At 66.0% G+C, this 19275-nt stretch carries 16 protein-coding genes and 2 pseudogenes; 10 read left to right on the top strand and 8 right to left on the bottom strand.

Annotation, left to right across the window (positions count from 1 at the left end; translation table 11 throughout):
- Positions 1-956: 956 nt before the first annotated feature.
- The 3 genes from OXM58_20000 to OXM58_19990 are packed head-to-tail and all read right to left on the bottom strand — an operon-like array spanning position 957 to position 5009.
- Positions 957-1796 carry a class I SAM-dependent methyltransferase gene (locus OXM58_20000; protein ID MDE0150646.1) on the bottom strand — a complete coding sequence of 280 codons (840 nt, stop codon included), beginning with the start codon at positions 1794-1796 and terminating at the stop codon, positions 957-959.
- 2 nt (positions 1797-1798) lie between these two features.
- The gene (locus OXM58_19995) at positions 1799-2782 is read right to left on the bottom strand and encodes a dihydrodipicolinate synthase family protein (GenBank protein MDE0150645.1); all 984 of its coding nucleotides are present in this window, start codon (positions 2780-2782) and stop codon (positions 1799-1801) included.
- A gap of 4 nt (positions 2783-2786) precedes the next feature.
- Positions 2787-5009 (bottom strand): xanthine dehydrogenase family protein molybdopterin-binding subunit, encoded by a 2223-nt coding sequence (locus OXM58_19990; protein MDE0150644.1) that lies wholly within the window; start codon positions 5007-5009, stop codon positions 2787-2789.
- A gap of 180 nt (positions 5010-5189) precedes the next feature.
- Here OXM58_19990 and OXM58_19985 point away from each other — a divergent pair, with 180 nt between their 5' ends.
- On the top strand, positions 5190-6710 hold the full coding sequence (locus OXM58_19985; protein MDE0150643.1) for a trimethylamine methyltransferase family protein: 1521 nt from the start codon (positions 5190-5192) through the stop codon (positions 6708-6710).
- Positions 6711-6739: 29 nt separating this feature from the next.
- Here the strand turns inward: OXM58_19985 and OXM58_19980 are convergent, their stop codons facing one another.
- From OXM58_19980 to tauA, 3 genes are all read right to left on the bottom strand, one after another.
- Complete coding sequence (locus OXM58_19980; GenBank protein ID MDE0150642.1) at positions 6740-7633, bottom strand: ABC transporter permease subunit; 894 nt, start codon at positions 7631-7633, stop codon at positions 6740-6742.
- On the bottom strand, positions 7630-8397 hold the full coding sequence (locus OXM58_19975) for a taurine ABC transporter ATP-binding protein (protein MDE0150641.1): 768 nt from the start codon (positions 8395-8397) through the stop codon (positions 7630-7632). The genes OXM58_19980 and OXM58_19975 overlap by 4 nt, the downstream gene beginning before the upstream one ends.
- A gap of 196 nt (positions 8398-8593) precedes the next feature.
- Complete coding sequence (gene tauA, locus OXM58_19970; GenBank protein MDE0150640.1) at positions 8594-9592, bottom strand: taurine ABC transporter substrate-binding protein; 999 nt, start codon at positions 9590-9592, stop codon at positions 8594-8596.
- A 219-nt stretch (positions 9593-9811) separates the two neighbouring features.
- Between tauA and OXM58_19965 the strand changes: the two are divergent.
- A pseudogene (locus OXM58_19965) lies at positions 9812-9973 on the top strand (helix-turn-helix domain-containing protein).
- Positions 9974-10121: 148 nt separating this feature from the next.
- On the opposite strand, the gene OXM58_19960 reads toward OXM58_19965, so the two are convergent.
- Both OXM58_19960 and OXM58_19955 read right to left on the bottom strand, forming a co-directional pair.
- The gene (locus OXM58_19960; GenBank protein MDE0150639.1) at positions 10122-10772 is read right to left on the bottom strand and encodes a uracil-DNA glycosylase; all 651 of its coding nucleotides are present in this window, start codon (positions 10770-10772) and stop codon (positions 10122-10124) included.
- A gap of 62 nt (positions 10773-10834) precedes the next feature.
- A complete protein-coding gene (locus tag OXM58_19955; protein MDE0150638.1) occupies positions 10835-11473 on the bottom strand; it encodes an NYN domain-containing protein in 639 nt (212 codons plus the stop codon).
- Positions 11474-11560: 87 nt separating this feature from the next.
- Here OXM58_19955 and folK point away from each other — a divergent pair, with 87 nt between their 5' ends.
- From folK to era, 8 genes and pseudogenes are all read left to right on the top strand, one after another.
- Positions 11561-12121 (top strand): 2-amino-4-hydroxy-6-hydroxymethyldihydropteridine diphosphokinase, encoded by a 561-nt coding sequence (gene folK / locus OXM58_19950; GenBank protein ID MDE0150637.1) that lies wholly within the window; start codon positions 11561-11563, stop codon positions 12119-12121.
- A 213-nt stretch (positions 12122-12334) separates the two neighbouring features.
- Positions 12335-12628, top strand: a pseudogene (gene rpoZ, locus OXM58_19945) (DNA-directed RNA polymerase subunit omega).
- 328 nt (positions 12629-12956) lie between these two features.
- Positions 12957-15122, top strand: coding sequence for a bifunctional (p)ppGpp synthetase/guanosine-3',5'-bis(diphosphate) 3'-pyrophosphohydrolase (locus tag OXM58_19940; GenBank protein ID MDE0150636.1), 2166 nt, complete (start codon positions 12957-12959; stop codon positions 15120-15122).
- A gap of 24 nt (positions 15123-15146) precedes the next feature.
- Positions 15147-15911: a pyridoxine 5'-phosphate synthase gene (locus OXM58_19935; protein ID MDE0150635.1), complete on the top strand. Its 765-nt coding sequence runs from the start codon at positions 15147-15149 to the stop codon at positions 15909-15911.
- Positions 15912-15958: 47 nt separating this feature from the next.
- Positions 15959-16369, top strand: a complete 411-nt coding sequence (gene acpS / locus OXM58_19930; protein ID MDE0150634.1) for a holo-ACP synthase — start codon at positions 15959-15961, stop codon at positions 16367-16369.
- Between the two features lie 198 nt (positions 16370-16567).
- Positions 16568-17386 carry a signal peptidase I gene (lepB, locus tag OXM58_19925; GenBank protein ID MDE0150633.1) on the top strand — a complete coding sequence of 273 codons (819 nt, stop codon included), beginning with the start codon at positions 16568-16570 and terminating at the stop codon, positions 17384-17386.
- A 99-nt stretch (positions 17387-17485) separates the two neighbouring features.
- Positions 17486-18196 (top strand): ribonuclease III, encoded by a 711-nt coding sequence (gene rnc, locus OXM58_19920; protein ID MDE0150632.1) that lies wholly within the window; start codon positions 17486-17488, stop codon positions 18194-18196.
- A gap of 39 nt (positions 18197-18235) precedes the next feature.
- Positions 18236-19171 (top strand): GTPase Era, encoded by a 936-nt coding sequence (gene era / locus OXM58_19915; protein ID MDE0150631.1) that lies wholly within the window; start codon positions 18236-18238, stop codon positions 19169-19171.
- Positions 19172-19275 lie beyond the last annotated feature (104 nt).

Here is a 19275-nt window from a genome sequence, read left to right as displayed (position 1 = left end):
GCCAGATCCCTCCCTACCGGCCTTTTGCAGAGGAATCCTCTTCAGAGGGGGAAGTCCCGGAGCGAAGCGGAGGGGATGGGGGTGTATTGGGCCAGCAAAGGATTCGCCTTGCGGCGAAGCGCGTCTTTCGACGCGCCACCCCCACCTGGCCTCCCCCTCTGAAGAGGGGGAGGTATAACTCTGCGGACGTTTGCGGCCTTTCGCAGAGGAATCCCTTGGGGGAGGGGCAAGGGGAGGGGTCGCCTGCCGCCGCGCCGATGTCCGATCCCGGCACCGCTCCGGCCGCCCCATACCCCTCCCTTTAGGGATTCCTCTGCGAATGGGTGTGCCGGACGGGCCGGAAGCCGGAAAACGGCCGGATTTTGAATAAACGTTCAAAATCAGATTGCCTAAGTCTTTGAAATCGCTCTGTTTTAGAATTTGACAGACCGTTCTATTTAATATGATTTTTTTTTGCGCCCGGCAGCCCTAACCCTTTGGAATCGTTGGAAACATGCCTCTCGAAAGTGCGCAAAAACACTTTCGGTAGGAATTTTTCCAGCCTCCTGGGCGAGTAGGAGCGCCGGGCGACACCGGGGCAGCACCGCCAGGCAGGATCGGGGGCACGATGGCCCGGCGGAATCGGAGGGTCGAACCGGATGTTGTCCGGCCGTCAGGCTCAATGGCGCACAGGGCGGCGGATCGGATGACCGATCGGCGGCGGATCAAAGCGGGAAGGGTGGAAGGATCCCGCAGGGTCCCCCGCCTGTTTCTTCGTTTGCTTCTTTATTCGGGGGGATGTCGGCCGGCCGCGGCAGGCGCACTTCGGGCGTTGACGGGGCCGATATAGGGCGCGGGATCTATCGTGTCAAGGAATATTATCGAAAAAAAGGAAATATTTTGAGGACCGGCTTCGGTTCGCGCCGTTCGCAGAGGAAGCCGCTTCGGCGGGGGAAGGATATGAGGCTGCGGGCAGGTCAGCCGGCGGTCGCCGAGACGATCCAGCAGGCGCTGTCCAGGATCACCGCGCCGTTGCGCAGATGTGGGACGAGGTCTTCCGCCAGCGCAACTTCGGCGCGTTCGGCGAGATCGCCGCCGGCTTCGGCGAGCAGCGCGGCTCCGGGCCCCATCTGGAGCAGGAAACGCGCCGCTTCGAGCGGCTCGCCCGGCATTTTCAGCGCAATATCGAGCGGCGCGAAGCGGCAGTCGCGCCAGCCGGCGCCTTCCAGCCAGCCGGTCGCCAGTTCGGCATCGGCCCACTGGAACTGGCTCGGCTCGCCCGGCGCTGGGCGCGGCGGTAGTTCGACGAAGGCCTTGGCCGCCGAAACCGGGATCATCACCCACGGGTTCTCCCGCGGCTCGCGCCACACGATGAAGACCAGCCGCGCGCCCGGCACGCTGGCGCGGCGCAGGTTGGCGAGGGCTGCGGCTGTATCCTTGAAAAACATGATGCCGAAGCGCGAGAACAGGATGTCGAACGTGTCCTCCCGGAACGCGTAGTCCTGGGCGTCGCCTTCCGCGAAGCACACATTCTTGCGCCGTTTCGCCCGTTCCCACGCCCGTTCGAGCAGGGGCGGCGACACGTCGATGCCGGCGGCGGACCCGCTTTCGCCCGCAGCGTCGGCCAGCGCCAGCGTGGTCCCGGCCGCGCCGCAGCCGATGTCGAGGCAATGCCGGCCGGAAATGTCGCCGAGCGCGGCTAGGCCGGCCTCGGTGAACGGCGTCATCATCCGCTCGATGCGGTCTTCCAGGCGCAACCACTTGTGGCCCTGGGTTGTGGACCAGAATTCGATCTGGTCCCGGTTCGCCTCCGCCACGGTCAGGCGGCCCGTGCCGGACTGTCGAGCACGAGGCCACAGGAATCGAAGGCCGCGCGCGTCGCCGCCTTCTCTGCCTCGGTCAGCGGCAGGCCGGGGCGGCGGACATGGCCGCCGGTCTGGCCGAGCAGGTCCTGCCAGTATTTCTGGTGGCTGTGGGGCTTGCCCGGCGGGCGCGTGCCCTTGAGCGCCTTGCGCACCGGGTCGAGGCTGTCGCGCACCGCGCGCGCCTTCGCGGTCTCGCCGGCGAAGACGAGGTCGGTATATTCGCGCATCCGCTTGTCGGCGGCGGTCTGGATCAGGTAGGGCGGCGAGGAGCAGAGATAGAGTTGCCAGCCCAGTTCGACGATATTGTCGAACCATTCGTCTTCCGACGCGGTGCTGACCAGGATGCGGTCGCCGGCGAGGTCGGTGAGGCGGGCGTACATCTCCCGCGGCACGCTGTATTTGATCGCCACGACGTTCGGCAGGTCGGCGACCCGGCTGCACAGTTCCGGGCTCATCAGGTAGCCGCTGTCCGGGTGGCTCCACATCGCGACGGCGATATCCACCCGCTCGCAGATATAGCGGTAATACTCGTAGACCGTGTCGTCGGGATCGGTGTTGAAATGCAGCACCGGCGCGTGGACGACGATATAGGGGCAGCCGACGGCCTCGGCGTGCTGCGCCAGGTCGATCACGACGTCCAGATTCTGGTCCGAGCAGGACATAATGGTGGAGGCGGGGCCCCCGGCGCACTCTTCGACGGCGATCTCTAGGCAGCGCTTGCGCTCGTCCAGCGACATGGCGAAGAACTCGCCCTGCTTGCCGGAAATGAAGAAGCCGTCGATCTCCAGATCGTCGATCCAGTGGCGCAGATTGCGCCGCACCGCGGCCTCGTCGATTGCGCCTTCACCGGCGAACGGGGTGAGCGCCGCTGCCCAGATGCCCTTCATGTGTTCGCGGGCGTAGTCCTTGGCTTCGGACTTCCGGTAGGGGAGGGCCATTCCTCTACTCCTCCTGCTCGTGCTCAATCCCGTCGCCGGACCCGCCGCCGGTCCCGGAGGCGGTTCGGGCGTCGGTTCGGGCGTCGCGGATCGCCTGCCAAATATGTGCAGGGGTGTAGGGCATGTCGAGATGCTTCACGCCGAGCGGGCGCAGGGCGGCCATGACGGCGCAGGCGATCGCCGCCGGCGCGCCGATGGCGCCGGCCTCGCCGATGCCCTTGGCGCCGAGCAGGTTGGCCGGGCTCGGCGTCTCCATCCGCTCCAGCGTCACCGGCGGCATGTCGGCGGCGCGCGGGATGCCGTAGTCCATGAACGACCCGGTGAGCAGTTGCCTGTCCGCGTCGTAGACGATCCGCTCCAGCACCGCTTCGCCGACGCCCTGGGCGATGCCGCCGAGCAGTTGCCCTTCGGCCAGCATCGGGTTGACGACCGTGCCGGCATCGTCGACCCAGACGAGCCGCTCGACAGTCAGCACGCCGGTTTCCGGATCGATGGCGACGGCGCAGCCGACCGCGCCGTAACCCCAGGCCTCTCCCGCAGCGGTGTAGTTCGCGTAGGCTTCGAGGCCGCCGGTCTGCTGCGCGATGGCGGCCCAGTCCGGTTCGGTTTCGATGGGCCGTCCGAGCCGGTCCTCGGCCCGCTCCCGGAGCGCGTCGCAGGCCTGGATCAGCGCGCTGCCGCCGATCGGCGTGCTGCGGCTGGCCAGCGCGCCGATCGCCGTTTCCGGCGCGCGGCTGTCGCCGTGGACGACCGCGATGGCGCCCGGGTCGGCGGCCAGCCGGTCGGCGGCGATCTGCTGTACCGCGGTCGTCCGGCCCTGGCCCTGGGCGGTCGAGCCGGTCGCGGCGGTAATCGTGCCGTCGGCGCCGAGCGTCAGGCGCGCGGTCTCCCACCCCAGGCCGGAAGGCTCGATATAGGCAACGGTCGCCGTGCCGCGCAGCAGGCCGTCATCCGGCGGTTTCCCCGCTGCGAGCAAGAAGGCGGCCCGGTCGTAAGCGGTGGCGTAATCGCCGCTGTCCAGGGTCTGGCCGGTCGGCGTCGTCCACGGCATGTCGCCGGCGGACACGAAATTGCGGCGCCGGAGTTCCCCCGGGGTCAGGCCGAGCGCCATGGCGAGCCGCTCGATCAGCAGTTCCATGGCGAGCGCGGCCTCCGGCCGGCCGGCGCCGCGATAGATGCCGACGGCGGCGCCGTTCGTCTCGATGCCGGCAGCTTCGATATCGACGGACGCGACCCTGTAGGGACCGGGCAAAATGCGCCCGGCGTTGCGCGCCGGGACGACCGCGCTGTAGGGCATCCAGTGGCCGAGCGGCGCGCGGACCGCGGCGTCGAGATGGAGCAGCGTTCCGTCTGCGGCGGCGCTGAGGCCGGCCTCGACGGTCTGCCCGCGGCCCTGGGTAGCGGCAAGGAAGTCCTCGCTGCGGGTGGCGATCCATTTCACGCGGCGGCCGAGCGCCCGGGCGGCGAAGGCGACGGCGATATCTTCGGGATAGAGCGATGCCTTCATGCCGAACGCGCCGCCGACATCGGGCGCCACGACCCGGACGAGTTCCGGTTCCATACCGAGCGCGGCGGCCAGTTCCTCGCGCGCCCGGTGCGGCGACTGGCTGCCGAGCCAGACGGTCAGCCGGCCCGGCACCGTCGCGGCGTCGGCGACCAGCCCGCGCGGCTCCAGCGCCGCCGGGGCGAGCAGCGGCTGGCGCAGGGAAACGGTTGCCCGCGCGGCGGCGTTGCGGGCCTCTCCTGCCGGCTTCGACCGCCAGGTTTCGCGCGCCCGATAAGCCGTTGCCGCGCCATCCGGCGACCGCAGGGGGAGCGGCTCGATGTCCACGAAGACGGCTTCGGCGGCATCGAGCGCTGCTGCCGCGGTTTCCGCGACGACGACGGCGACCGGCGCGCCGACCGCGGCAACGGTTTCAACAGCGAGCGGTTGCGGCGGTAGCGGCCGGAGTTCGGGCATGAGCGGGTTGACCGAAGTCCGTCCCAGGCCGGCAAGGTCCGCGCCGGTGAAAATGCGGACGACACCGGGCATGGCCGCCGCTTCCGCCATGTCGACCGCGGCGATCCGCCCCTGCGCTTCCGGGCTGCGCACGAAGGCGGCGTGGAGGCAGCCGGCGATCCGGATATCGTCGGTGAAACGGCCCCGGCCGGTCAGGAGCGCCCGGTCCTCGACGCGCAGGCGCGCCTGTCCGACGCCGCCGGACGATGCGGTTGAAACTGGTGTCACACGGGGCCTTGCGCTGGAGGGTTTGTGCCGACCGATTCAGGCTAGCATGCGGCCGGCGCCTGTTGTAAGGGGTGCGCCCCCTTCCGTGAGGGTCACGGTAGGAACGCGGAAGGCAGGGCAGCGCCGGCCGACCTGCGCCGGGCGGCGCCTCGCTCCGCCGCCGATCGAAGGAGGGTTGCCATGGCCCGACGCGCCCGGGCCGCGCGCCAGCGGCCCGCTGCCGCCAGGGGGGCGCCGGCTTCGCCCTATATCCGGCGGCGCCTGCCGGCATTCGAAGTCCTCGACGAGGAAGAGCTCCGGCGCATCGAAACCCAGGTCGACTGGATCGTGCAGGATGTCGGAATCGCCTTCCGCGGCGATCCCGAGGCGCTGCAATTGTGGCGGGAGGCGGGCGCCACCGTTGACGACGATCTGGTCCGCGCGCCGGCGGACTGGGTCCGCGCGATGTGCGCGAAGGCGCCGCGCCAGTTCACGCAGCGTGCGCGCAATCCCGACCGCTCGGTCGTGATCGGCGGCGACAACCAGGTCTATGCCGCGGTCTACGGCCCGCCTTTCGTGCGCGACCTCGAGGGCGGCCGGCGCTATGGCGATCTCGAGAGCTTCCGGAACCTGGTGAAGCTCATCTACATGCACCCGCACCTGCATCACGGCAGCTTCGTGGTCTGCGAGCCCTGCGATATCCCGGTGAGCACCCGCCACCTCGACATGCTCCACGCTCACATGACGCTGAGCGACAAGCCGCATTTCGGCGCCATCACCGAGAAGAGCCGGGCGCAGGACAGCGTCGACATGGCCGAGATCGTCTTCGGCCGGGAGACGATGGACGAGCACTGCGTCATCCTCGGCAACGTCAACACCAACTCGCCGCTGCTGGTGGACAAGGTGGTGACGGAAGCGATCCGGGCCTATTGCGGGCGCGGGCAGGGCATCGCCGTGGCGCCCTTCATCCTGTCCGGCGCCATGGGGCCGGTCTCGACCGCCGCCTCGATCGCCCAGGCCCTGGCCGAGGCGCTGATGGTCTGCGCCTTCGCCCAGCTCGTGCGGCCCGGCGCGCCTTTCATCCTCGGCAATTTCCTCACCTCGATGTCGCTGAGATCCGGCGCGCCGACCTTCGGGACGCCGGAGCCGGCGCTGTCGCACTATGTCATGGGCCAGCTCGCCCGGCGGGCCGGGCTGCCCTTGCGCTGCGGCGGCTCGCTGACGTCCTCGAAGATCGAGGATGCCCAGGCGGCCTACGAATCCGCCGATTCGATGCATTCGACCGTGCTGGCCGGCGCCAACTTCGTGCTCCAGGCGGCCGGCTGGCTCGAAGGCGGCCTGTGCACCGGGTTCGAGAAGCTGGTCATGGACGCCGACCGGCTCGGCAGCTACCGGAAACTGGTCGGCGAAGGGCTCGACACCGGCGACGAGGCCCTGGCCCGCGACGCCTATGGCGAAGTCGGCCCCGGCGGCCATTTCCTGGGCTGCGACCACACGATGCGCAACTATCTGACCGCGTTTTATGAGCCGACGCTGTCCGACAACGATACCATGGAGAACTGGCTCGAACGCGGATCGACCGACATGCGCCGCCGCGCCCATGCGCGCTGGAAGGAGATGCTGGAGCAATACGCGCCGCCGCCGATGGACGAAGCCGTGCGCGAGGAACTCGACGCCTTCGTCGCCCGGCGCAAGGAGGAACTACCGGAAGCGTGGTATTGAACGCAGGCGTTACCGGCAGCGGAGCCCGGTCAGACCTTGCCCTTCCAGGGGACGAGGGCCCGCTCGATACGCCGCATGATAAGATCGAAAATGAAGGCGACGGCGCCGATAACCACGATGCCGAGGAAAACGATATCGGTGGCGAGGAAACGGGCGGCGTTCAGCACCATCACGCCGATTCCCGCCTTGGCCGCGACCATTTCCGCCGCGACGAGGGTGGTCCAGCCGAAAGCAATCGCGACGCGCATCCCGGTGAGGATTTCGGGCAGCGCCGCCTTGATGACCACCTGGCGGATCACCTGCTGGCTGGTTGCGCCCATCGAATAGGCCGCATGGATCTGCTCGATCGATACCGAACGCACCCCGGCGCGCGCGTTGATCGCAATCGGTGCGAAGCAGGCCAGATAGATCAGGAAGAGCTTGCCGGATTCCCCGATGCCGAACCAGATGATGGTCAGCGGCAGATAGGCGAGCGGCGGAATCGGCCGGTAGAATTCGATCGGCGGGTCGAACACGCCGCGGGCGTAGCGGCTCATGCCCATGGCGATGCCGATGGGCACCGCCGTTATGACCGCCAGGAAGAAAGAGCCGAAGACCCGGTAGAGGCTCCAGAGAACATGCTCGTGCAGGGCATGTTCGCTGAATCCTTGGCATTCGGACGTGACCGCCGCACTGGCGCCGATCAGGACGAGCAGTTGTTCGAAATAGTAATCCGTACAGGCGATCCTGTTGAATTTCGAGATCACCATCTCGGGCGCCGGCAGGAACAGGGGCCGGATCAGTTCGAGTTGCGTGGCGAGCCACCAGCCGCCCAGGATGATCACGATGGTCACCGCGCTGATGGCGGTGCTCCTGCCGCGCCCCGGTGCGCCGTACTGGTCGACGACCTCCGATTTCCGGCGCGAGAATATCCCGAGATTCATGGCTCCAGCCCGCTCCTCTCTTCGCCGTAGATGATCGAGAGGATCTCTTCGCGCATTGCGATGAATTCGGCCGAGGACTTGACCTGCCTCGCATTGCCGGACTCGAAATACTGATTGTAGAAGTCGAGTTCGTATTCGTGCGTGATGCGGCCCGGCCTCGGCGACATGACAACAAGGCGGGTCGCCATGAACAGCGCTTCCTCGACGCTATGGGTGATGAAGAAGACGACTTTCCGGGTCTTCTGCCAAACGTCGAGAATCAGTTCCTGCATATTCTCGCGGGTGAAGGCGTCGAGGGCGCCGAGCGGTTCGTCCATCAGCAGCATGTCCGGGTCGCAGGTCAGCGCCCGCGCCAACCCGACCCGTTGCTGCATCCCACCGGAAAGCTGGTAGATCGGATAGTTTTCGAAGTCCGACAGGCCGACCAGGGCGAGGTTCTCGCGCGCCCTGATGCGCCGCTCGGCGCTTGCCACGCCCTGAAGCTTGAGCCCGAATTCGGTGTTCTGAATGACGTTGAGCCACGGAAGCAGGGCGTGTTTCTGGAAAACGACGCCGCGATCCCGGCCCGGCCCGCTGATCGGATCGCCCTTGTGCAGGACCTGGCCGGATGTCGGCGGCAGAAACCCGGCGATGACGTTCAGCAACGTGGTCTTGCCGCAGCCCGAAGCGCCGAGCGCGACAACGAATTCGTTTTCCCGGAACTCGAAGTTCACGTCTTCGAGCGCCTTGACGCTTCCCAGCCCTTGCAGGGCGGGAAACACCATGGCGACGTGATTGAGGCTGATGACCGCGGTCATGGGTGCCTGCCGATGTACGGCCGGTCCGGGCGCTCATGCGAAGGACGGTTCGGGAAACGCGCCCTTCCGAGCGGTTGAAGCCGGACGCCGCCATCCCGGCCGGAACCGGCGCCCATCGCCGGTTCCGGCCGAAACGACATTTGTGTGCGGCAGTCCTCGGCGCCTAGCAGCCGCCTTCCAGCGCCATCTTGGCGAATTTCGGGTTCGCCGAATCCGCGTAGCTGTCCAGCACCTTGTCGAGCTTGCCCTGGGCCTTCAGGAACTCCGAGGCCGCCTTCAGCGCGTTCTGCACGCCGCCGCCCAACCAGGTTCCGGAAATCTGCTGCTGGAGCGTCGGGTAGTCGTACAGGGCCAGCACGCCGCCGACCTGGCTCTCGTCGCCGGAGACCGCGGCCGCGATCCCCTTGGCGTTGGCGGTGCCGGGGCCGTACTTGCCGGGGTTGGCGCGATAGTCGGCGTCAGCCGCTGCCACCATCTTCACCCACTGGCAGGCAAATTTCGGATTCTTGTCGGTGAAACCCTTGCGCGCGACCATGGCGTCGAACGTGGCCTTGCCCCAGTTGCTGAGGTCGCCGGAGGTCAGCAGAACCCGCCCCTTCTTCTTCATGCGGCCGAGCGCCGGATCCCAGACGAATCCGCCGTTGATGTCGCCGCGTTCCCACGCCGCAACCATATCCGGCGGAGACATGTCGATGACCTTCAGTTCCTTCGGCGAGATTCCGAACTGCTCCAGGGCGAACATCATGTGGAAATGGGTCGTCGAGCCGAATGGCACGGCAATCGTCTTGCCCTTGAGGTCTTGCGGCGCAGTCACCGACTTGTCGACGACCAGGGCTTCGGCATCGTTGATGTTATCGTAGATGTAGATGACCTGCAGGTCGACGCCCCGGCTGTAGCCCGCCGCCGTCGGCGAGGAACCGTTCAACGAGATATCCACCGAGCCCGACGCCATGGCGTTGATCACCTCGGTTCCCGAAGTGAACTTGACGAACTCTATGCTCTTGCCGCCCAGGCCGTTGGCTCTGAGTTCTTTCATCTTGGCTTTCCAGGGCCCGTAAACGAGCTGATAGCCGACCGTCACGTCGGCGGCCTGCGCGGTTCCGGCAATGCAGAAAGCCGCAGCCGCAAACGCAAGCGCAGTCTTGCGCAGGTGCTTCTTCATGGTCGATTTCTCCCTGATTTCAGTTTGGTCAGACATACGGATCCCGAAGCTGCGTCCCGAACTATTTCCGTTTCTTCCTCCGGACGCGAGGCACTAAAATAAATATAAATTTATTCATAATTCAACACCAGAGAAGTCTGTCATTGAGTGAATCTTAAGGGATTTCCTCAATTTTGGGGATATGATTCAAGCTATCTACTGTGGAGGAGGCCAGCTTGAATGACGCGCCCCTATTCCAATGATCTTCGCGAGCGTGTTGTCCGGGCCCATCTGGCGGGCGCGCCGATCCGGTCGGTAGCGGCGCGATTCGGTATCGGTGTTTCCTGTGTTCCGCGCTGGACGGCGCGCTATCGCAGGACCGGTAGCGTGGCGCCGGGCAAGGCCGTCCGCCATGCCATCCGCAGCGCCGACACCCATCTCCGGTTCCTGCCGGCCCACTCGCCCGACCTCAACCCGATCGAGCTGGCCATTGGACCGGCTAACGATGAGCAGCCGGTCGTACCAGGATCGGGGTCGCTTTCGATCCGGCTCAGTCCAGGCGCGCCCGGATTTCGGCAAACACCGCCCTGAACATTTCAGGCGTCAGACGGCCGGTGTTGGTGTTGTAGCGGGAGCAATGATAGCTGTCGGCGAGAGTCAGCCCGTTTGCCACCGGGTGAAAGGCGCCGTGGCGAAAGGCGAAGGCGGATTTCTTCAGGCCGAGCGCTGCGAGCGTCATGCCGTGAGCGATTCCGCCGAGCGCCAGGATGGTATCCAACTGCGGCATAGCCCGGATTTCTTCTGTCAGAAAAGGCAGGCAAGCCCGGCTTTCGGCGGTCGCCGGGCGGTTCTCCGGCGGCACGCAGCGCACGGCGTTGGTAATCCGGCAATCGGCCAGAACGAGTCCGTCGTCCCGGCGGCGGTCGTAGGTTCCGCTTGCAAAACCGTAGCGGATCAGGGTGTCGTACAGCAGGTCTCCGGCCCAATCCCCCGTGAAGGGCCGGCCGGTCCGGTTGGCGCCGCGCAATCCCGGCGCAAGGCCGACGATCAGGAGCCGGGCGTCGATTCCGCCGAAGGACGGCACCGGCGCGTTGTGCCATGCCGGCTCGCGGATGCGCCATTCGCTTCGGAATGCGGCGAGCCGGGGACACAGGGCGCAATCGCGGCCGGGCGTATCCCCAGGCGTATCCGGGGCCGCCATCGCGAAGACGCTGCTACGGCTTCGAAGGGTCTGCCGACCCGGCTGAGACCGGGACCGGCGCCTCAGCCTTCCCGGTCGAATTCATCGTCGGCAAAGGCTTCGTCACCGTCGCGCTCGTCGCGCTCGAAGCGGTCGCGGCGCGGCGGCGGCCGGTCGCGCGGATCGCGCTGGATGTTCTCGGACAGGTCGGCCAACTCAAGGAAGATATCGGCCTGGCGGCGCAATTCGTCGGCGACCATCGGCGGCGACGTCTTGACGGTGCTGATAACGGTCACGCGCACGCCCTTGCGCTGCACGGCGTCGACCAGGCGGCGGAAATCGCCGTCGCCGGAAAACAGGACGACATGGTCGAGTTTTTCGGAGAGCTCCATCATGTCGATGGCAAGCTCGATGTCCATGTTACCCTTGATCTTGCGCCGGCCCTGGGAGTCCGTGAACTCCTTGGTCGGCTTGGTAACCATGGTGTAGCCGTTGTAGTCGAGCCAATCGACCAGCGGCCGGATCGGCGAATATTCCTGATCCTCGATGAGGGCCGTGTAGTAGAAGGCGCGCACCAGGATGGCGCGGGTGCGGAAGAACTCGAGCAGCCGCTTGTAGTCGATATCGAAGCCGAGGGTCCGGGCCGCCGCGTAGAGGTTGGAACCGTCGATGAAAATCGCAATTTTCTCGTCGGAATAGATGCTGAGGTTGCGAACTGTCATTGCCACGTCCTGTAATTGTTATCGATTATATAGCGTCCCGGCGCCCGGGGTAATCACCTGTCCCGCAGGAAATCACGAGATAGTGCGATGGGCGTAACAGCGCAGCCCGCGGCCGGACCGCACCCGATCTATGTCGCGGTCGGCGGAAATCTTCCGGGCCCCGGCGGCAGCACGGTTGCTCAGACCTTTGCCGAAGCCGCGGCGTGGCTGGGAACGGTCGGCGTCGAACCTGTCGAACGCAGCAGCCTCTATGTCTCGCCCGCGTGGCCGCCCTCGGATCAGCCCGACTACATGAACGCGGTGTGGCGGATCGAACCCGGCCGGTCCTCCGCACCCGGCTCCGCCGGCGCCTTGATGGAGCTTCTGCACGCCGTCGAAAGTCGTTTCGGGCGGCAGCGCGAGGGCGCAACGGCGAACGCTCCCCGCACCCTCGATCTGGATCTGATCGACTACCGGGGGCAGGTGTCTGCCGGCCCACCCATCCTGCCGCATCCGCGAATGGACACTCGCGCTTTCGTCTTGCTGCCGTTGGCGGAGATCGCCCCGGGCTGGCGTCATCCTGTCACCCGCCGGACGGTGGCTGACCTGGTCGCGGCACTGCCGCCCGATCACGGCTGCGTTCGCCTGGACCCCGGGAATCAGGCCTGAGTTCGGATTTTCCCTGCGTCAGCCGGAGCGCTTGCTTCGCGCCTGTGGCAAAATATATTGCGCTGCAATCCTGTCCGGCATCGGCCATTCGCACCGAACCCGAAAACCGGTTCGGTGCCGGGCGGGGAAGATCGCCGAAACCGGTTCCGGGCCGGGACTGCTTCGGAAGGCAGCCGCCGGCGTCCTGGAGCCTCGTTGCCGGGAGACCGCCGCATGGCGCGCGTTACCGTAGAAGACTGCATCCTCAAGGTGCCGAACCGTTTCAATCTCGTGATGTACGCATCGCAGCGCGCACGGGATATCTCGTCAGGTGCGGCGGAGACGCTGGACCGTGACAATGACAAGAATCCGGTGATCGCCCTCAGGGAAATAGCCGAAGATACGCTGTCGTTCGACGAGCTCCAGGAATCGCTCATACTCGGCCTGCAAAAGCAGCAGCCGAGCGACGATCTGGAAGAAGATCTGGAAGTTGCCGAGGCGCTGACCCGGGAGTCGATCGTTCTGGGCGCAACGCCGGTGGACGGCGGTGTCGCCGACCAGCAGGCCGCGAACGCCGCGGTCGCTGACGCCGCAATCGCCGATGCCGGAGAAACCGGTGCGATCCAGGATGCTGCCCCCGAAGCGGTGGCAGAGGCGGATACGGGCATCCTGCTAGGCGGTGAGGAGCTCAAACCGGAGGAACCGGAAGAACCGGAGGGCTGACGCTGGGCCGGACGCGCGTTCCCCGCCGAATTCTCCGGCGCGCCTGCCGGAACGGGCCCTGCCTGTCGCGCGGCAGGCCGGGGGCTTCCGGCCGAAATTTGTTCGGTCCTGTACTGTCGCAGAGCGTTTCGCGATGATGCGGCAATACGAACTTGTCGAGACCGTCAAGCAATACGATCCGTCGGCCGACGAGCAGGCGATAAACCGGGCTTACGTGTTCTCGATGAAGGCGCACGGTGCGCAGAAGCGCGCCAGCGGCGATCCCTATTTCTCCCATCCGGTCGAGGTCGCGGGCATCCTCACCCACTATCGTCTGGACGGTGCCTCGATCATCACGGCGCTGCTCCACGATACCGTCGAAGATACCCGCGCGACCCTGCCGGAAATCGAAGACCTGTTCGGCACGGAGATCGCCAAGCTGGTCGACGGCGTCACAAAGCTGTCCCAGCTCGAAATTACCGGTTCGGAAGCCCGGCAAGCGGAGAATTTCCGCAAGCTGCTGCTCGCCATGTCGGAGGATCTGCGGGTCCTGCTGGTCAAGCTGGCCGACCGGTTGCACAACATGCGCACGCTCGATCACATCCGGGACAGGGAAAAGCGCAAGCGCATCGCCAGCGAAACGCTCGAAATTTACAGCCCGCTTGCCGAGCGTATCGGCATGCGCGAATTGCAGGACGAGCTGGAGGATCTGGCCTTCGCGCATATCAACCCGGATGCGCGGACGTCGATCATGAAGCGGCTCGAGTTCCTTCGGACAGCCGGCGAGTCGCTGGTGCCGCGGATCATCGATTCGCTTTCCAGGACGCTTGAGGACGCCGGCCTGAAGCCGGACGTAGGCGGCCGGGAAAAATCGCCCTATTCGATCTGGCGCAAGATGCAGCGCAAGGATGTCGAGTTCGAACAACTCAGCGACATCATGGCTTTTCGTGTCCAGGTCGGGACGATCGAGGAATGCTATCGGGCGCTCGGCGCAATTCACGGCGCCTGGCGGGTCAGCCCCGGCCGTTTCAAGGATTATATCAGCCTGCCGAAGCCCAACGGCTACCGCTCGATCCACACGGCCGTGATCGGGCCCGACGGCTACCGGATCGAGATCCAGATCCGCACTGGTGAGATGCACAACCTCGCCGAGAACGGGCTGGCGGCCCACTGGTCGTACAAACAGAAGGCCGCGAACGGCAGGGGCGAGGCCGATACGCCGCAATACCGCTGGCTGCGCGAGCTGCTCGACATCATGGAGCAAGCGGAGGGGCCGGATGAGTTTCTGGAGCACACCAAGCTCGAGATGTTCCGGGACCAGGTTTTCTGCTTCACGCCGCGCGGCGACCTGATCGCGCTGCCCCATGGCGCAACGCCGGTCGATTTTGCCTATGCGGTCCATTCCGAGGTCGGCGACCGGTGCACCGGCGTCAAGGTCAACGGCCGGATGGTGCCGCTGCAGACGGGCCTGGTGAACGGCGACCAGGTCGAAGTGCTGACCTCGAAGTCCCAGAAACCGTCGCCGGACTGGTTGCGCTTCGTTGCGACCGGCAAGGCGCGGGCCCGGATCCGGCGTTTCATTCGCATCCAGCACCGGCACGAATACCGCGAGCTGGGCCGCGGCATCCTCGACAAGGCCTTCCGGCAGGAAAACCGGCGCCTGACCAAGAAGGCGATCGCCCGCGCCGTCGAGCTCTTCCAGGTCCAGGACGAGGACGACCTGTTGATCCGCATCGGCGAGGGGCGGCTGTCCGGTCCGGAGGTCGTCAACAAGCTCTTTCCGGCGCATGCCGAAGGGAGCGAGACCGGCAAGGCGCGCAAACAGACGGCCCGCCGAAAGAAAGGGAATGGCGCGGCGTCGGCGGAGACCGGCATCAGTATCCGCGGCCTGATCCCGGGGATGGCCGTTCATTACGCCCGCTGCTGCCATCCGCTGCCCGGCGAACGTATCGTCGGCATCGTCACGACCGGCAAGGGCGTGACGGTCCACACCGTCGACTGCGATACCCTGCAGCGCTTCAACAGCATGCCCAGTCACTGGCTTGACCTGTCCTGGGATGTCGACGGGTCGCCCGAGGAGAGCCACATTGCGCGGATAAAGGTGTTTCTGTCGAACGAGCCCGGCACGCTGGGCGACCTTTCCACCATCATCGGCAAGAATGGCGGTAACATCACCAACCTGCGCATCGCCAACCGGTCCATCGACTTTTTCGAGATCCATCTCGACATCCAGGTTGACGATGTCCGCCACCTGACCGAGATCATCGCGGCATTGCGCGCCAGCCCGATCATCACCTCGGTCGACCGGGCGCGCGGCTAGACGGGAACGAACGGGATATCAGCGATGCGCCATCTGCGGCTCGGCGTGAATATCGATCATGTGGCGACCATCCGGAACGCCCGGGGCGGCCGGCATCCGGACCCGGTGCGCGCTGCCCGGGCTGCGGCAGCGGCCGGCGCCGACGGCATCACCGCCCATCTGCGCGAAGACCGCCGCCATATCGCCGATCCGGATATCGTCCGGCTGGTCGGGGAGATCGACCTGCCGCTCAACCTGGAAATGGCGGCTACCGGGGAGATGCTGGCGATCGCCCTGCGCCACGGCCCCCACGCGGCCTGCATCGTTCCGGAAAAGCGCGAGGAGCGCACGACCGAAGGCGGCCTGAACGTCGTTCAGGGCCACAATCACCTGGCGCCATATGTGCGTGCGCTTCAGAAAGCCGGCATCCGCGTCTCCCTGTTCATAGAGCCGGACCGGGAAGCGCTCGATGCCGCGGTTGCGCTCGGCGCGCCGGTCGTCGAGTTGCACACCGGCTCGTTCTGCGAAGCGGACATCGACGGCGACGCGGCGGCCCGGGCCCGGGAGTTGCGCCGGCTGGAGGAAGCGGCCGCCCATGCCGAACGGCTCGGCCTGGAGTGTCATGCCGGCCACGGACTCACCTTCGATACGGTGGGCGACGTCGCAGCCATTCCGACTCTGGTCGAACTCAATATCGGCCATTTCCTGGTCGGCGAGGCGATATTCGGCGGGTTTGAGAGCGCGATCAAACGGATGCGCAGCCTGATGGACAAGGCCCGCGCCGAGGCGACCGGCGCCCGCAGCGCCTGAACGGCAGTTCCGGTGTCCGGCGGCCCGAAAATGACCCTCCGGGCACCATGATCGTCGGCGTAGGCAGCGACCTCATCGATATTCGCCGGATCCGCAATACGCTGGACCGGTTCGGCGACCGGTTCACCCACCGGTGTTTCACGGATGTCGAACGGGCACGGGCGGACGGCCGCCGCCGGCGCGCGGAGACCTACGCCAAGCGGTTCGCCGCAAAGGAAGCCTGCGCCAAGGCGCTGGGTACGGGTTTCCGGCGCGGCGTCTACTGGCGGGACATGGGCGTTGTGAACCTGCCCGGCGGCAAGCCGACGATGACGCTCACCGGCGGCGCGGCCCGGCGGCTCGCCGAACTGCTGCCCGACGGCATGGAGGGCCGCATCGACGTTTCGATCACCGACGAGCCGCCGCTCGCGCAGGTGATCGTCGTAATTTCCGCGGTGCCGGAGGAGAATGGTTCCTGACCGGGTTTTCCGGACTGCAAGTCGCCTTTTCCCCTGCTGTCGCGGCAGAAGCATGAGCCGACGACCGCCGGTGGACGGTTGTGGGGGCCGGGCAGACGGGGTACAGCGTGCAGGCGCGGCGGCGGCCCGGTTGCGCTTGCGCCGTTTCTCCCCAAATCGGGCTGTAGCCGAGGTTCGAAGGACCCGAGGAGGCGCCCTGTGCGCAAAGCCCAAGCAGCGCAAAAAAAATCTGCCCGAAAGTCCGATACCGGCGGTGCGCTCAAGACGATCCTCTACGCCGTGCTGATCGCATTGGTCGTGCGCACTTTCCTCTACGAGCCCTTCAACATTCCGTCGGATTCGATGTATCCGGGCCTGCACAAGGGCGATTACCTGTTCGTCTCGAAGTTCAGCTACGGCTATTCGAACTATTCGGTTCCGTTCAGCCCCGACATTATCGAAAGCCGGCTCCTGACGGGCGAGCCGGAGCGGGGCGACGTGGCGGTCTTCCGGCAGCCGACCAACACCAAAGTCGATTTCATCAAGCGCGTGGTCGGGCTCCCCGGCGACCGTATCCAGGTGCGCAGCGGCCGCCTGCATATCAACGGCAAGCAGGTCCGCCGCGACGGGCCGCTGACCCGCACCGACATTTCCGGCGGACACGCCCTGAAGGCTTATGACGGTCTGACCGGGAGGGAATGCACGAGCCACAGCGGCCTGCCGGCGCCGGCAAAACTGTATCGCGAAATCCTCCCGTCGGGCCGGTCCTATACGATCTACGAATGCAGCGACCATGTGCCGGGCTCCGACAACACCGGAGTCTATACCGTACCTGCAGGCCACTATTTCATGATGGGGGACAACCGGGACAATTCGAGCGACAGCCGCTTTTCCGGCGTCGGCATGGTACCGTTGCGGAATTTTATCGGCCGGGCGCAGTTCCTGTTCTTCTCGGTGAACGGCTCGGCAAGCATCTGGGAGGTCTGGAAATGGCCGGGCTCGATCAGATGGAGCCGGCTGTTTCAGGGAATTGACTGAACCAAATACATCAAAAACACGATAAACCTTATTGAAAATTAATGAGTATTCGTTTTTCGATTTTCGGATTGTCAACGGGTTCTCGATAAGGCGATTCAGGTGAAAGTCGTCGAACGGCCCATCGCCGGCCTGATTGCGGAACTGGGGTATGAATTCCGGCAGCCGGAGCTGCTGGAGGAAGCATTGACCCACCAGAGCGCCACGGATGGCGAGGGCCGCGGCAAGCGTAACCTGGAGCGGCTGGAATTTCTCGGCGACCGGGTATTGGGCCTGGTCGTCGCGCGGCTGCTGATGGATGAATTTCCGGACGAAAAGGTCGGCCAGCTCGCCCGCCGGCATGCCGCGCTGGTCCGCGCAGAAGCGCTGACCCGCATCGGGCAGCAGCTCGGTCTCGGCGACCATATCAGAATGTCACGCGGCGAGGAGGAGCAGGGCGGACGCACAAAGCCGGGGACGCTGGCGGACTGCTGCGAGGCGGTGGTCGCCGCGCTGTATCTGGACGGCGGACTTGAAGCGGCCGATTGCATGATCCGCCGCTACTGGCTGCCGATGATGCGCGAAGCCGCCAGTCCGCCCCAGGATGCAAAGACCGGTTTGCAGGAGTGGGCGCAGGCCCGGTCGCTGCCGTTGCCGGTCTACACGGTCGTGCGCCGGGAGGGCGCGGCGCACGAGCCGCTCTTCGATGTGGAGTGCGCAGTCAGCGGGCTGCCCCCGGTCCGGGCCGAAGGCCGCTCGAGACGGGCTGCAGAACAGGCTGCAGCCGGCCGGATGATCGATCTCATCGAAAGCCGCGGCTTCGATGGCAGTTAGGGGCGCAGTGCGGCGCAGCCCGTCGCATGGGGGCGGTCCGTGACCGGCCGGGACAGTTCGGTCGGGCCGCGCTGCGGTTTCGTCGCCCTGCTCGGCGCGCCCAACACCGGAAAATCGACGCTGGTCAACGCGCTGACCGGCGCCAAAGTCTCCATCGTATCCCCCAAGGTGCAGACGACGCGGACGCGCGTGCTCGGTATCGTTATGGCCGGGGACGGCCCCGGCGCCGCCCAGGTCGTCCTGGTCGACACGCCGGGCATATTCCTGCCGAAACGCAGGTTGGACCGGGCCATGGTGGCCGCCGCCTGGCAAGGCGCCGCGGATGCCGATCTGGTCGCGCTGATCGTCGATGCACGGAAGTGCGAACGGCAGACCGACACCGATACCGGGCGCATTGTCGAAGGCCTGGTGCGGGAGGACCGCCGGGCGATCCTTCTGCTCAACAAGATCGACCTGCTGAAACGCGACCGGTTGCTTGCGCTTGCCGACCGGATGAGCGGGGAGGGACCGTTCACAGATATTTTCATGATCTCGGCCCTGACCGGAAGCGGCATCGGCGACTTTCTCGCCCATTGCGCCGCCCGCCTGCCGGCCGGGCCGCACCTGTTTCCCGAAGACCAGCTGTCCGACATGCCGGAACGGCTGCTCGCCGCGGAAATCACCCGGGAGAAACTGTATCTCAACCTGTATCGGGAACTGCCCTATGCGCTGACGGTCGAAACCGAGACCTGGGAAGATCGGGGTGATGGCGGCGTGAAGATCGAACAGACGATCTATGTCCAGCGCGATAGCCAGAAGAGCATCGTGCTCGGCAAAGGCGGACAGCAGATCGGGAAGGTCGGTGCGTCGGCGCGCGAGGAACTGGAGCAACTGTTCGGACGCCGCGTCCATCTGTTCCTGTTCGTCAAGGTGCGCGACAAGTGGCAGGACGATCCGGCGCGCTACCGGGACTGGGGGCTGGATTATTCGGCCTGAGGCGGCTTACATGCAGCGGTCGTGCGCTATCGGGGAACTACCGCGCTTCAAGACGGCGTCATGTTTCTATCACACCGGTGAAACATCCGGACATCAGGCGACGG

Source organism: Rhodospirillaceae bacterium, assembly GCA_028819475.1.
In the GTDB taxonomy this organism is placed as follows: Bacteria; Pseudomonadota; Alphaproteobacteria; order Bin65; family Bin65; genus Bin65.
Note: the sequence above shows the minus strand (reverse complement) of the source record. Positions and strands in the feature narration are given on the sequence as shown.